Source organism: Bacillus sp. FJAT-49736 (genome assembly GCF_018343615.1).
GTDB lineage: Bacteria > Bacillota > Bacilli > Bacillales > Bacillaceae_C > Margalitia.
Genome location: NZ_JAGYPI010000001.1, coordinates 254,142 through 266,701, shown reverse-complemented (window position 1 = coordinate 266,701; position 12,560 = coordinate 254,142). Strand labels below are relative to the sequence as shown.

The window sequence follows — 12,560 nt, the reverse complement described above, 5'->3', positions numbered from 1 at the left end:
TTCTTTTTTATTACAACATCATTAACTATCTTTCTAATTTCAGATCTAATGACAGAAGACGTCATCACATATCACCATCTCTCATCATCTGCAAATCTATTTTTCTTATATGTTTTATTCATATCAAATCGATCATGAGCTTTGTTGTGACACGAAGTACATACTGTTTTTAAATTCCATAGTTCCAATGCGAACTTGGGATGTGTCTTAACTTCTTTTATGTGGTGAACTTCTAGCTTTGCATTTCTGGAAGTTACAGTACCTTTCTCCTTACACTCCTGGCATTCATAATTATCACGCTCTAATGCCTGCTGCCTTAATGCTCTCCACTCTTTAGACTTATAAAATGGAATCATCTTATCTTGTTCAATGAGTCCATTAAGCCATTGAAGTCTTTCTGGAGAAATCATTTAACAATTACACCTCGCACGAATCACTATTGGTTTACGATTAAGTACTTGACTCTTCATAGATATAACTGATGGATACGACCATTTAACCTTAGGTACTTCAATAACATCAATGTCCCTAAAGAACTCTACTAAGTTATTCCATGTGCTTATCATTTCATCAAGTATTCTCTCAAAAGCTTCAGCAGCTCTTCCTATCAATTCTTTACGCAACTGCAATATATTAATGTCTTCTTCATATAAAATCATTTCTTTCACAACGCTCCTTTTTATATCAACCATAAATAGCTAACGATACAAACAATAGTTGAACAGATAGCCATGACGAATAACCACAAACAGAACAGAGTTAAATTTTCTTTTCTGATATCATCTTTAGTTCTATTCATATCAAGCATGAACTTAGATGGACTACTCTGAGGTAATTTTAGAAATTTCATTTCCTTCTCCACCATTCCTACTTAAATATAAAAAATGAAATTAGTTCTGCAATAATTGAAGCGATACATACTGCAGTTAAATGTCCTCTTAGATTCTTTTCTTTCTCTCCAATTACACCAATAAAGCTGATTACTAAAACAATTAACAATATTATTTGAAAGGCTATAATCATTTTCTTTTTACAGCTCCCCTCACTCTTTTATATGTGTCACGATTCATACCCATTAAATATCTGATATCTGCAGCAGTTAACTTCTCTGTGTGCCATCTTTTCTTAGCTGGCTTATCATTAGATGGAGGTTTCTTTTTCTTCCCCATTTTCTCCAGTTTCCTTCTTGTATCTTTATCCAAATGATCAGCTAATTTCATATCATCATCCCCTTTGATACAAAATAAAAAGACACCCAAATGGATGCCTTTATATCAACTATTCGTCTTCAAATATCAACATATAGCCTACTGTGGTTCCTTCTTTAATTTTAGGAACTATCGAATGCAATTTACCTTTTTCTTCAATCTGTAATCCTAACGTTTGTGTTAGTTCATTTTCGTCTGTTATTCCTTCATTAAGAATAGAGGTACCTTTATTTAATGAGGATACAAATAATGCAGAATATTTACTAATTCTAACCACCTCACTTTCATCTACTCATTTCGACAAAAGGAGATAATATCCTGCTTTAATAAAAAGAGACGACACTCTCAACCAGAAGTGCCGCCTTATCGCAAATTTCTATAATATTAATTTACCATGTTTAAAACCAAATGCTCATTCTAAATCCTTTTCATTTTCCTTCTGTTTTCCTTACAAAAACTATACCTTTTTACTTGCTAGTATTTTGCCCCTCTGTTGTAATTCCTCTAATTGTTTTTCAGTGTAGACTCTAGGTTTTTTCATTGAAACTTGCTTGTCTGTTAATATACCTTTAATTGCTATAGGTCTATCATCTTCTGTTTCTATAATTTCCATATCAGCAATGCTTAATAATTTTCGAATATGTTTTGGAATCGTTGAGTATGCCCTCCACACATTCTGATCATAATCAAAGACTAAAACTGTTTCTTGCTCTGATTTCGCATAAGCCATTACTGATCCACCTTCTTCTTATAAACTTCAATTCTTAAAGCTAATGCTAATTTGTAAAATATCCTTGGTTTGAATTTGTTATGATAATACGATTCACTCATGCCTAATTGATTGTAAACTTCATAATCAAATAATTCTTCTTCTCCTAAGTATCTGAGAATTAAGGCTTCCCGTTCTTTTTTACTCAACCTATTAACAGCCTTACGGAAGTTCTCAATATATTCTATACGAACACGTTCTTCATCAACTCTTGCAATTGCAACATCTTCAGTGGATGAATGAAAAGCATTAGTATAAGTAGGAGGAATTAATGAAAATGATGTCGTTACTTTAGGTAGAATTTCTTCAGGAACAGTAAGTAAATACATTCTATATGTCTCAATAGCTGCCTCAACATTTTCCTGAGTTTGTTTTCTATCTATCTCTGGAAGTTTAAATGTTAATTGTCTTCCCACTCGTTGACCCCTCCTGTACGGTGGAATATAGGAGCCCCAAGCCTAGACTTAGGGCAATTATGAATCACTTTACTAATTCAAGTTGGCCATCTGAAATGCTGACTCCGCCATTCTTGTCCACAGAATACTCAATGCCCTCATGATCATCCATACTCATTTGTCCTTCTGGTACATTATCATTTTGCGGACGGCTTTCCATAACTTCTTTAGGAGTTTGATATGCATAAGTTAAATCAATTAAGAAATATTGTCCGTATTTGTTATATTTCTCAGTGATTTTGTGCATTTGGAGATTATCATTTTCTTTAGCAGCTGAAATAATTTCCTCTGCTTCTTCACGTGTATCTGCATAATGTTGTTCCTTTTGATTTAATTGTACTTTTGTCATCGTATTAGCTCCTTTTATAATAAAATTTTTGTTTTGTATAATCTTCGATATAAGACATTAGTAATTAATGTCTTCCTGTACCATTACAATGGGGACATTCCACTTCTGTATCTTGTACTCTTATTGATTTATTTAAGTTAAGCAGTTTTTCTCTTTGCATAGCTTTAAGCTTTCCTGACCCCATACAGTAATGACATAAATCTGATAGCAATGGGATTTTAATACTTGGTATCTTCGGCAAGACTACTTCCTCCTTTTCTTGCTGCACATTTTGTGTCTACTGTTTATCAATCATCCTCAATCTTAAAAACTATTAAACGATTAGGATCCTTTCGTTTTGCGCCTCGTCTTTTATATGCACTGGATGTATAGAATTTTATAGACGACTCCTTTACCCCTAAATATGCCGCGCATTGCTCCATAGTCCCTAAACAGATAAACGAATCACCTTTGTAAACTGCATATTCATTCTTTTTTCGCATTTAATGAACACGATCCATTTCAAGTTCATCTAGGATTACAAAGTATTCTCCGCTTTCAAGTAACTCCTGAGTCTTCCTATGAACACTGCCAAAGGTTCTACCTAATTTTCCGGCAATCACTTTTTCTGTAAGATTACTTTCACGCATTTTTATTAAATTGATGATTTCACCTTCAGACCATATTTGCTGATTTCGTTTGGGAGTTCTATCACTAAAAAATTCGTTTTCCATTACCTCATAAGTTCGAAACTTATTTTGACAATGATTACATCTTCTAGTTCGCTTAATAGTGTTTTTAAATTTCCTTGAATCATATACTTTTCTATCAGTTATCAGGAGACCGCAATGTGGACATTTCATGAGAGCGTTCCCTCTCTTCCATGATTTGTTCTGCAAAGGCAACTGCTACAGCAGCAGTATGAATTAATTCCTCATATAAATTATCTGCATCTGTTTCTTTTGCATCACTTGGGAAATGTATTCTATTTATCGCCTGGCACACTTCCCCAAACTCTTCTCCTAAAATTCCTAACCATTTACCAACTGTATGACGTTGCTTTCCCCATTTTTTATTTTGTCGAATGCGCTCGTTATCAACGTCTACAAGGACTGATAATTTTAGTTTATCTTCTTGTTTAATCATTTACCTGTCCCCTCTTGAGTTAATAAATCAAGTGCAATCTCTATGAATGTCTTTGGTTCATCCGAACGTATTCCAGCTTTTAAAAGATTGATAATATATTCTTTCCTCTCCATTTCACATTGGAGATATTTTAGACCGTCTGCTAATTCCTCTTGAAGCATTTTCAGCCAATCGTATTTATGTGAGTGATCCAGGGCAACACCGTATTTGTTAACTCCGAAATCATCTTGCTTATACATAACCTCTTTTAAAGATTCCAAAGTTTTTTCTGAAACATTATGCTTTTGGAAATGTAATAAAGTTTGTTCCATAAAACCAACCTTTCAATTGTTCTTTATGTAATTTCATGATGTGATTTGAATCAAAATATCCCTGTTTTAAGATAATGTTTCGCTTGGTAATAAAAATGATGATATATCCAATTGCCACTATATTTTTGGTCCAAATACACGATTTCAAAATTGTATTTTGCTTTGAATGTATTAAGCCTGCCTAACAAAGCTAAAGGATTATATTTAGACCGATACTCACCTTTCAGAATTTTTTCATAGCCATGTAGATCCTCAACTATTAGTGTGAAAGGTATGTCCTTTGAACGGATCAATTCATTTTCAAATGCTGTTTGAGTATCTTTTTGGAGATTCCCTGTAATTTCATCAATATGCGCTTTACGTTCCACCCGGCTATTTAGAAAGATATCGCGTCCTATTCCTAACTCTTCATTTTTCGGAATCATACAGCCATAATCACCAGTATCTAATTTTTGAATTTTTATCGGTATTTCCTTTTGGTGTAAATAGTTTAGGATATGGCCATTTACATTTTCACGGGTATCTATAACGATCGTGAGTGTTTTTAGTATTTTATTTAATTCTGTATCAGAATAATGAAAGTGAATCACTCAACTATGCTCCTTTCTTCGCATAGGTTATTGCTCTTTGGTATAGTTTTCTTGACATTGCATTTGATTCATCATTTTCATATTGCCGAAAATCTTCATAGACATCTTTCCAGCCATTCTTAGCAAGGACGACCATCCAATTATCAAACATCATTAGTGAGTCATCTTCAGCACATAACCATTCATTTAATTTTTCATTGTGCTGCCACCCGCAAAAATGATGAACCATTTTCATAATTGTGATTTTGTCACTACTTGCGTTTTTCCAAGATTTAAACCATTCATCTATTTTTTGAAAATCTTGCTCAGCAGCTTGCATAACCTCTTTAGGTATTAAATTTTGATTTTTTATTGCTATCCGATTATCTTCTTTATCAAGATAGATATCTGCACCCGATCTCCATATCCAACTAAGGATTTTTAATACTTGCATCATCTTAATCTCACTTTCAAAAAAATGATCCCGTATTTTTTATCTCTAACTTTAATAAAATCTTTTTCTAATGTTTCATAAAATTTATTTCTCGATTTTGGTAAAGTGTTGTACTCCCTACACCACTGTTTATAATTTTGGAAAAGTTCTAATCCTGTACATTCAGCACGATTTGACCTTCTAATTCTTCGTTTTACAAAATCTTCAATTTCATGTTCTATATATGGTTCTGCATAAACTTCCACTTTTTCATCACCTCTGAGTTACTTAAATATCTAAAAGTTAGCTTAAAAAAATCAAAAGTTATTAAACGAAAATCGTTATAACCATAGAGCCACAAGGGATAGAGAGCGAAAGTTATTAAAGTTATCGGTGTTTTTGCATTAACTCTACTAATATATATATTTATTTTTTTATTTTTTTAATTAATGTAAAAAACCAATAACATAAATAACTATAGTAATAAAAAACTAGTTTTAAGTATTGATATAACAACACTTGGAAAATAATGTATTAGTTATTTAAACGATTTTCGAGTTATTGAATGACCTTAAAAAAGCCGTTTTGCTCATTTTCGGTAACACCTTTAGTAACTGGCATCCGTTCTTTTAAGGTAATTCCTGTAAGATACGTTTTATTTCCCGCGCCTTTCATTTTTCCGAATCCTTTAGTTTCTAACATCCGATAAAAGGATCTATTCCCTAAAGTACGTTCTCCTGACTTAAAGCACCAATTGTCATAAACGTTGTATAATTCTTTTGCTTCGATTTTGATTGCTTCATTTTTCGGATCATCAATGTAGCAGATTTCATATAAAAACGGTGCTAAAATATCCATTTCCTCTTTGTAATTTCCTGTTGCATCCACCACAACTTTTGGTTCCTTTAATCCGTCCCTCTGCCACTTTAAGCAGCCTTCAATCGCCCAATTCAAAATGCCTGGCATTTCAAACGATAGCTTTTCTTCGAGCTTTTTATCACGCTCATGCGCTTTAAGACTTAAAGTAAATGGGATGATTTTTACACGTCTCCAGATACCATCATCTACACCACCGATAATCGGCTTATGATTTGTTGTGAAGAACACTTTAAATTCTGGAATAAATTCGAAATACTCTTGTCGTAAAAATCGAGCCAAAATTGGTTCGCCACCTGTAATTGTCTTAACAAGTGACTCCTGTAATTTTTCTCCCTCTTCTGATTCGACTGCAGAAACAAATCTTGAGTTTACCAATCTAGCAATATCGTTATTTGCTCCGGTATCTTTTTTCTTGATGAACGTATCGGACTTTGTTTGTGCTCCGTAATCGCCCATTAATTTTTTGATTGTATTAACAAATGTCGATTTTCCGTTTGATCCGCCACCTACTAAGAAATACATTGATTGCTCTGATATATCGCCAGTTAGGGAGTATCCAACAAGTCTTTGCATATAATCGATTAATTCTTTATCACCTTTGAAAATTTGCTCTAAGAAAACGGACCATGTTGGGCATTTTGCTTTTTCATCAAATTCGATGTTAGTAATTTTGGTTATGCCAAATTCTCGATCATGCTGCTGCAACTTCCCTGTTTTCAAATCGATGATTCCATTTTCGACATTGAACAAATATTTGTTCCGGTCAAATTCCTCACGTTCTCCTGGAACCAATGGCATAAGGTCCTTAATGCTATTCATCCGAATATTCCTTCGCTCGCACATTCTAGCCCATTTTGTTTCTGCCTCATCCTCTGATTTATAAAGGCTACGAAGGACCTTAGCTGTAATTCGTTCAATTTCTTTCTTGGTGTCCAGTTTCCATCGCTTGCCGTCCCATATTAGCCAGCCCATATCCAAAACATATTTGATAACATGGCCATATTCATAAGCGATTCGTTCAGCATTTCCTAGCTCTGTTAATCGGAATTTCTTTTTAGGCTTTTCTTCAACAACTTCTGCAGCATTGCTATTTATGAAGTCAAAGGAGAATTCTGCGAACTGCTCTTTATTATCTAAAATTGTTGTAGCTGTTGAAGAGATAGCAGTTGCAATAGTTCTTTCTCCATAAGTTTCATTAGTATCTCTGAAATGGATAACATCCCATTTATCACGCATTAGACTTGATTCACGGAACATGGCATCCATTCGAGTTGCGGATTTGCCTGTCCAAAAAGCTAGATGGTTACATAATGCTAAATCACTTGCTGAATGATCGTTGTTAATTAAATTTCCGTTGTACAATGAGCGAATCTCATCACCATTTTTAGATCTAAAAATCCTTTCCCATAAAGCTTCATTTGAAATTTTTATTTCGTCTTTCTCAAATTCTGCTAGATTAACACGTCCTTGAATGTCACTATCATCAAAATATTGCTCAAATACTTTTGCCAACTCATCAGTTCTTTCGTAAACATCATTGGAATTTTCTCGGTTTCCTGTGAAGCTGAAATACCGTCCGTATGAGTAAATTTCTAATCCGTGCTTAGTATTTTTCCTTCCAGTACCTAAAACAGATTGTGGAAGATTCCCTTTGATGATAATGTGAATGCCTTTTCCACTTGGTGAAAACTCTGTATAGCTGTCTAGTGTATCGATAATTTCAGTTGCGAAAGTATTTGGTTTGCCATCCACAACACACTTATCAATATCAATTCCGATATAGTTATCCTGTCTGCTAAATACGAACCCTATACCGTCATAGTCACCTTCTAAATAGAATTTGACTGCAGTTGCAAATGTCGACCAGGTACGTCTATTATTCGCCTGAGCCATTTCTCCATTTACTTGATATGGTACTTTTGTTGGCTTGTTGTTTCGTTTTTCCGATTTCCACAAAATCCATTGAGGAAGGGCTTTTAGTTCGGCAGGGATTTCGTTGAAATTGTATGGATTTTCTTTCATTTCGCCCTCCAATAAGATGTATTTCGTTATTTTGGGTATAAAAAAGAGAAGCTAGCAAAATACCAACTTCTCTATTTAGTTTTCTTAGAACGGGATTTCATCATCGCTGATTGTTATTCCGCCAGGCTGCATAATTGGATTCACATCTGATAAATCGTAATATTTTGCTTTTGCTGCAGTTCGTTTTTGTTTCTCTCCATCAACTACTTTTTCATATTCTTCATGTTTTACTGTGATTTTCAGATTTTTGTTAATAAGCTGTTTTGCCATATCATCAGCAGATTTAAAGGGATGGCCATTTTGAAATCCACACGCTTTTAGTAATGAATTTACAATCCTTACTGAAACCTCATGCTCGAATGTAAATGTGTTATAAAGAACTTTTGCACCTTGATGATTTTGCGGAACATCACTACGAATCTCGAAGTCTACCGATAATTTAGGTTTACCAGCTTGTGTTTTACCGGATTCTGCATTAACAATGACTGCCTCGTACTTACCTTCACTCACAAGCTCATAGCCCGTATTAACATTCTCGCTATCAAATTTAAAGAAACTCATAATTCTTCATTCTCCTTTTTACGATATATTTTTAATAAAAATTTCTTTTCCTGTTTTCCCACTTTTAATTCTGGAATGAGCAGTTGATATATGAACTTTATAAAACTTACACCAATCGGCTAATGTTTTTGTCATTCCGTCAATGGTTATAAACCTATTATTACTCTTGTTTCTGGATTGCTTTGCTTGCGTCACCCATCTGCAATTTGATGGCTCATAATTCCCATCATTATTTATCCTGTCTATACTTAACCCTTCTTTATAACCATTAGACATTGACCATTCGTAAAATGACATAAAGTCATTTCTCCAAGAGTCACACATTGTTATTCCTCTGCCACCGTAATTCGGGAAATCTTTACATGTAGTTCTAAAACAACGTCCTTTTATGCTGCACCATATGTGATAAATTAAAGTATTTCTTTTACCGTGAGTTCTAGTATTTGTTCTAACTTTTTCGGCATGTAAACAACCACAACTTTTTACCTTTCCATCCCTTAAATCAAAAGAACGTACTGTTTTTACATTGCCACATTCACATTTACATACCCATAAGAATGTCTTATTGCTTGATGTGTCCCTTCTTACAACTGTTAACCTCCCAAATTTTTGACCTGTTAAATCATTCATTTTTCACACCAACAATTAATTCTTCTTGAACGCAGCCTTTACGCTGATCGAGATGATTCTTAGCAAAAATACTTTGGTTGCCTTCAAGCATAAAACCTCTAGTGCCATCAGCTTTTCTTACTAATCTTGCAACAACATGAACGATTCCCATGACGTGATTTACAATTTTATCTCGAATGTCTGGAACAAATTGATTGTATTGTTGACCATCATCATGAATAATGCTCCGTGTTGTTTCCCAAGCCGTATAAATCAAATTTGCATCAAGTGAATTAAAGGTTTCGATTAACTTTAGTAAGTGATTGTCGAATAGAGCATAATCTTTCAATTCCGGCATACCACTTTTAGTGTTTTCACCTTTATGCATTAACCATAGTTTTTGATAATGTGTAAGGTTGTCCACAAAGATATTGTCATAGTTTGCTATATTTGCTTTTGCATGAGCAAAAAATTCTAAAATGCTCCCATGTGGATCTTCGCCATTAATTTTTGCAACATCTACATTTTCATAGCCCTCTAACACTTGGCTTGTACCATCAATATCGAATACCAATGTTTTACCTGGAAGCTTACCGGCTACCGTTGTTTTTCCATCACCAGGCTTAGAGTAGATGATGATTTTTGCTTTTGCACTTTTGGTTATCTGAGAACCATTTGTGATTTCCAATTAATTCACCTCCACTCCAACTACATTTAATGCTGCTTTACAAATTGCCAAAGGGGCTGTTTCTTCATCAAATCCATGACCAATCCAATCTCCTGTATCTTTCTTACATCTTGCTTCCCAAAGTGGGTGAAAGTTATTACTGACAAACATCCTTATTTGCTTTCTTTTATACAGTTCTTCGATTATTAACCAAGCACTTGCAATGTCTTCTGATGGGTGGAAATCAAATACAGGATTCTCCCAACCGTGCCCAATATTTTTAAAATAAGTACTTTTGGTTGAATCGAATCTATATCCCATGACCTTTTCAGCAACTAATTTATCAATCTCTCGATTTTCCAATGGCTATACCTCCACACTATAGGAGATTGATTCCGGCTTAACAGTTACACCAGGAACAATTTGTCCATTATCATCCACTACGACCTTTTCACCGCTGATTTCCACAATCTTTAATGTCTTTTTAAGGTCGCCCCATTTCACAGTACTTTTGACAAATTCATCAAGATTATTTTCGAAAACATATTGGAGAATATCTTCTTCGTTTGCTTTTTCAGGCGCAGCACTGGATTTACGAGTTTTTGATTTACCATAAGGAGTGCTAATTGTTTTCGCTTTTGGATCTGCTTCAAGTTGCTTTGAATGATACTCTGTAATAAGTTGCTTGAAGAAATCCAGACTATTTTCGATTGGCTTCAATTCCGATACTGCCCATTGATCAATACGTTGTTTTTCGGCAGCTGCTAATGTTTCTACTTCCTTTGCCTTTGACTGTAAAGCAGAAACCTTTCTAAATGCCCAATTAAGACTTTCAATACTATCAATCTGAAATCTTTGCTTTAATTCTTCCTGTTCCTCAACCGTGGCTACCTCTACACCTAATTCATCTAATTCAGCTACTTGTAATTGGTTCATCTTGTGTTTCCTCCTTATCTTTGAAAACAAAATCGAGATATTCATAGGTTTCTACTAAATCATCAAATAAGTTACTTCCACCTAATGTTTGGTTATGTTGCTCTAATACCTTATAAAAAGGCATTAACTTATCATTTTGTGGACTAAAAACAGTACGATTTTTTGTATCAAAATACATTTTTCATCCTCCAGTTGATTTTTTTTAGAACATTTCATAAACTGAAGTTAACTTGTTGAAATTTGAGCTCGTGTTGGCGCACGGGCTATTCTTCAAATAACTTTAATATCTTTTCCCACATCCATTTTTCGTTAGGAAACGGACCATACATATTTCCTTTAATCACAATCACAAATTTGTTCTTTGCGGCAAAAACACCAAAATCATTTGCATGATAAAAATTCAATTATTCTTCACCTGCTACTTTTATAATGGCTCCACAATGTTCAATTAAGAATTTAGCTGCATTTTCCACTAAGATAATTTCTCCGTCGTATTCAAGTATGTAATCGCCAGAAACTACCTCATCCCCACAAGCATCTATACCTTCACATACATCTTCTTGATGTGGATCCTTAATGCCATAACCATTAGGTTTAACCATTTGGTTTTCTACTTCCTTCACAAATACACTTCCTTTCAGAATGATTACCAAGATATATCAATCAATTTGCTCTGTTGACCAAAATTATGAACCTCAATTAAATATCCTAATTCTCTATAATGAGTTTCTATTTTTTCTATAACTCCATCTTGGATGTTATGTGGCAACATGATTGGAACTCTTGTAGAAAAATTCCCATCTCTAGCAGTACCTTTGATTGCATCATTAATTTTTGATTTTGCTATTAAATAATTGGCTTCGACCAATTTAGGAACATTATGATTTGAAACTTCTCTTGCTTCGGATGCATTCATTTACATTTTCACCTCCCTTCAAGTTTTAGAACCTGAATCGTTCACCAAATTTCGCCATGTTGTTAAAAAAATAATGTCACTTTCTTTCATGTGTTTTTTCTGCATTAAAGTCTCCTAAGAAATATCCAACAAAGAAAACTATTACTAAGTAAAAACATTCAAACATTTAATCAGAACCTTTCAAAATTACTTCTTTTAAATGCTATAGTTTTTTTAACTTCAACAATTTTCAAAAATTCCTAAGCCTTTATGTTTTTATCGTTACATCACCTACCGTTAAAGATTTAAACTTAATTTCTTTTCCGTATTTACGTGATAAGATACTTTCAAATACTGGTTGTAATTTTCGAAGCTTTTCTTCTGTAATTTCAATTTTCATGATGATCACCTCGAAACATTATATGAAGCATACTCATGAGGACTGCTCTAGAAGTTGGATATTTGTTAACATCTCAATACGTTTTTGAATTTCATCTCGTACTAGTACGATTTTTTCGTACTTAGGTCCAAAAAAAATATCCTCATAAGCTATATTGAACAAGTACATATATTTTTTAATGAGATCATCTGGAAGATTGCTAGAATCTTGTTCATATAACCAGAGTGTTTTCGGTGATACATGCAAAATATCCTTTGCAAACTTTGCCTGACTGTAACCTGTTCGTTCCCGTAATTCACTGATTGTCCATTGTTTGGATATCATCTACTATCGCCTCCTTATGTTTCCAATCATATTACTAATTTAAGGTAA

27 protein-coding genes are annotated in these 12,560 nt (G+C 33.9%); all 27 read right to left on the bottom strand.

Features of this window, described 5'->3' with window-relative positions:
• Positions 1-71: 71 nt before the first annotated feature.
• The gene (locus KHA87_RS01480; protein ID WP_213092345.1) at positions 72-410 is read right to left on the bottom strand and encodes an HNH endonuclease; all 339 of its coding nucleotides are present in this window, start codon (positions 408-410) and stop codon (positions 72-74) included.
• Positions 411-668, bottom strand: coding sequence for a hypothetical protein (locus tag KHA87_RS01475; protein WP_213092344.1), 258 nt, complete (start codon positions 666-668; stop codon positions 411-413). It abuts the gene before it with no gap.
• A gap of 199 nt (positions 669-867) precedes the next feature.
• Positions 868-1,023 carry a hypothetical protein gene (locus KHA87_RS01470; RefSeq protein WP_213092343.1) on the bottom strand — a complete coding sequence of 52 codons (156 nt, stop codon included), beginning with the start codon at positions 1,021-1,023 and terminating at the stop codon, positions 868-870.
• On the bottom strand, positions 1,020-1,220 hold the full coding sequence (locus KHA87_RS01465) for a hypothetical protein (RefSeq protein WP_213094330.1): 201 nt from the start codon (positions 1,218-1,220) through the stop codon (positions 1,020-1,022). The genes KHA87_RS01470 and KHA87_RS01465 overlap by 4 nt, the downstream gene beginning before the upstream one ends.
• Positions 1,221-1,278: 58 nt before the next feature.
• Positions 1,279-1,485, bottom strand: coding sequence for a hypothetical protein (locus KHA87_RS01460; RefSeq protein ID WP_213092342.1), 207 nt, complete (start codon positions 1,483-1,485; stop codon positions 1,279-1,281).
• 180 nt (positions 1,486-1,665) lie between these two features.
• Positions 1,666-1,938, bottom strand: a complete 273-nt coding sequence (locus KHA87_RS01455) for a hypothetical protein (RefSeq protein WP_213092341.1) — start codon at positions 1,936-1,938, stop codon at positions 1,666-1,668.
• The gene (locus KHA87_RS01450) at positions 1,938-2,393 is read right to left on the bottom strand and encodes an ArpU family phage packaging/lysis transcriptional regulator (protein ID WP_213092340.1); all 456 of its coding nucleotides are present in this window, start codon (positions 2,391-2,393) and stop codon (positions 1,938-1,940) included. Before KHA87_RS01450 ends, KHA87_RS01455 begins: the two co-directional genes overlap by 1 nt.
• A 64-nt stretch (positions 2,394-2,457) precedes the next feature.
• Entirely contained in the window at positions 2,458-2,781 is a 324-nt protein-coding gene (locus tag KHA87_RS01445; RefSeq protein WP_213092339.1) for an organic solvent tolerance protein OstA, read from the bottom strand.
• Positions 2,782-2,845: 64 nt separating this feature from the next.
• Positions 2,846-3,022 (bottom strand): hypothetical protein, encoded by a 177-nt coding sequence (locus tag KHA87_RS01440; RefSeq protein ID WP_213092338.1) that lies wholly within the window; start codon positions 3,020-3,022, stop codon positions 2,846-2,848.
• Positions 3,023-3,263: 241 nt separating this feature from the next.
• Positions 3,264-3,494, bottom strand: a complete 231-nt coding sequence (locus KHA87_RS01435; RefSeq protein ID WP_213092337.1) for a hypothetical protein — start codon at positions 3,492-3,494, stop codon at positions 3,264-3,266.
• 94 nt (positions 3,495-3,588) lie between these two features.
• Positions 3,589-3,906, bottom strand: coding sequence for a nucleoside triphosphate pyrophosphohydrolase family protein (locus KHA87_RS01430; RefSeq protein ID WP_249310051.1), 318 nt, complete (start codon positions 3,904-3,906; stop codon positions 3,589-3,591).
• Positions 3,903-4,217 (bottom strand): hypothetical protein, encoded by a 315-nt coding sequence (locus KHA87_RS01425; protein WP_213092336.1) that lies wholly within the window; start codon positions 4,215-4,217, stop codon positions 3,903-3,905. The genes KHA87_RS01430 and KHA87_RS01425 overlap by 4 nt, the downstream gene beginning before the upstream one ends.
• A gap of 50 nt (positions 4,218-4,267) precedes the next feature.
• The gene (locus KHA87_RS01420) at positions 4,268-4,807 is read right to left on the bottom strand and encodes an ERCC4 domain-containing protein (protein ID WP_213092335.1); all 540 of its coding nucleotides are present in this window, start codon (positions 4,805-4,807) and stop codon (positions 4,268-4,270) included.
• Between the two features lie 4 nt (positions 4,808-4,811).
• Positions 4,812-5,240, bottom strand: coding sequence for a hypothetical protein (locus tag KHA87_RS01415; RefSeq protein WP_213094201.1), 429 nt, complete (start codon positions 5,238-5,240; stop codon positions 4,812-4,814).
• Positions 5,240-5,485, bottom strand: coding sequence for a hypothetical protein (locus KHA87_RS01410; protein WP_213092334.1), 246 nt, complete (start codon positions 5,483-5,485; stop codon positions 5,240-5,242). The genes KHA87_RS01415 and KHA87_RS01410 overlap by 1 nt, the downstream gene beginning before the upstream one ends.
• A 292-nt stretch (positions 5,486-5,777) precedes the next feature.
• Complete coding sequence (locus KHA87_RS01405) at positions 5,778-8,120, bottom strand: phage/plasmid primase, P4 family (RefSeq protein ID WP_213092333.1); 2,343 nt, start codon at positions 8,118-8,120, stop codon at positions 5,778-5,780.
• Between the two features lie 84 nt (positions 8,121-8,204).
• On the bottom strand, positions 8,205-8,681 hold the full coding sequence (locus tag KHA87_RS01400) for a DUF669 domain-containing protein (RefSeq protein ID WP_213092332.1): 477 nt from the start codon (positions 8,679-8,681) through the stop codon (positions 8,205-8,207).
• Positions 8,682-8,699: 18 nt separating this feature from the next.
• Complete coding sequence (locus KHA87_RS01395) at positions 8,700-9,311, bottom strand: hypothetical protein (protein ID WP_213092331.1); 612 nt, start codon at positions 9,309-9,311, stop codon at positions 8,700-8,702.
• Complete coding sequence (locus KHA87_RS01390; RefSeq protein WP_213092330.1) at positions 9,304-9,978, bottom strand: AAA family ATPase; 675 nt, start codon at positions 9,976-9,978, stop codon at positions 9,304-9,306. Before KHA87_RS01390 ends, KHA87_RS01395 begins: the two co-directional genes overlap by 8 nt.
• On the bottom strand, positions 9,979-10,320 hold the full coding sequence (locus KHA87_RS01385) for a BC1872 family protein (protein WP_213092329.1): 342 nt from the start codon (positions 10,318-10,320) through the stop codon (positions 9,979-9,981).
• Positions 10,321-10,323: 3 nt separating this feature from the next.
• A complete protein-coding gene (locus KHA87_RS01380) occupies positions 10,324-10,893 on the bottom strand; it encodes a host-nuclease inhibitor Gam family protein (protein ID WP_213092328.1) in 570 nt (189 codons plus the stop codon).
• Positions 10,871-11,071, bottom strand: a complete 201-nt coding sequence (locus KHA87_RS01375; RefSeq protein WP_213092327.1) for a hypothetical protein — start codon at positions 11,069-11,071, stop codon at positions 10,871-10,873. Before KHA87_RS01375 ends, KHA87_RS01380 begins: the two co-directional genes overlap by 23 nt.
• An 85-nt stretch (positions 11,072-11,156) precedes the next feature.
• Positions 11,157-11,297, bottom strand: a complete 141-nt coding sequence (locus KHA87_RS01370; RefSeq protein WP_213092326.1) for a hypothetical protein — start codon at positions 11,295-11,297, stop codon at positions 11,157-11,159.
• Positions 11,298-11,516, bottom strand: a complete 219-nt coding sequence (locus tag KHA87_RS01365; RefSeq protein ID WP_213092325.1) for a YqaI family protein — start codon at positions 11,514-11,516, stop codon at positions 11,298-11,300. It abuts the gene before it with no gap.
• Between the two features lie 23 nt (positions 11,517-11,539).
• Positions 11,540-11,809 carry a hypothetical protein gene (locus KHA87_RS01360; protein ID WP_213092324.1) on the bottom strand — a complete coding sequence of 90 codons (270 nt, stop codon included), beginning with the start codon at positions 11,807-11,809 and terminating at the stop codon, positions 11,540-11,542.
• A gap of 247 nt (positions 11,810-12,056) precedes the next feature.
• Positions 12,057-12,188: a hypothetical protein gene (locus KHA87_RS22320; RefSeq protein WP_283249403.1), complete on the bottom strand. Its 132-nt coding sequence runs from the start codon at positions 12,186-12,188 to the stop codon at positions 12,057-12,059.
• Positions 12,189-12,221: 33 nt separating this feature from the next.
• The gene (locus KHA87_RS01355) at positions 12,222-12,512 is read right to left on the bottom strand and encodes a helix-turn-helix transcriptional regulator (RefSeq protein WP_213092323.1); all 291 of its coding nucleotides are present in this window, start codon (positions 12,510-12,512) and stop codon (positions 12,222-12,224) included.
• Between the last annotated feature and the right edge of the window lie 48 nt (positions 12,513-12,560).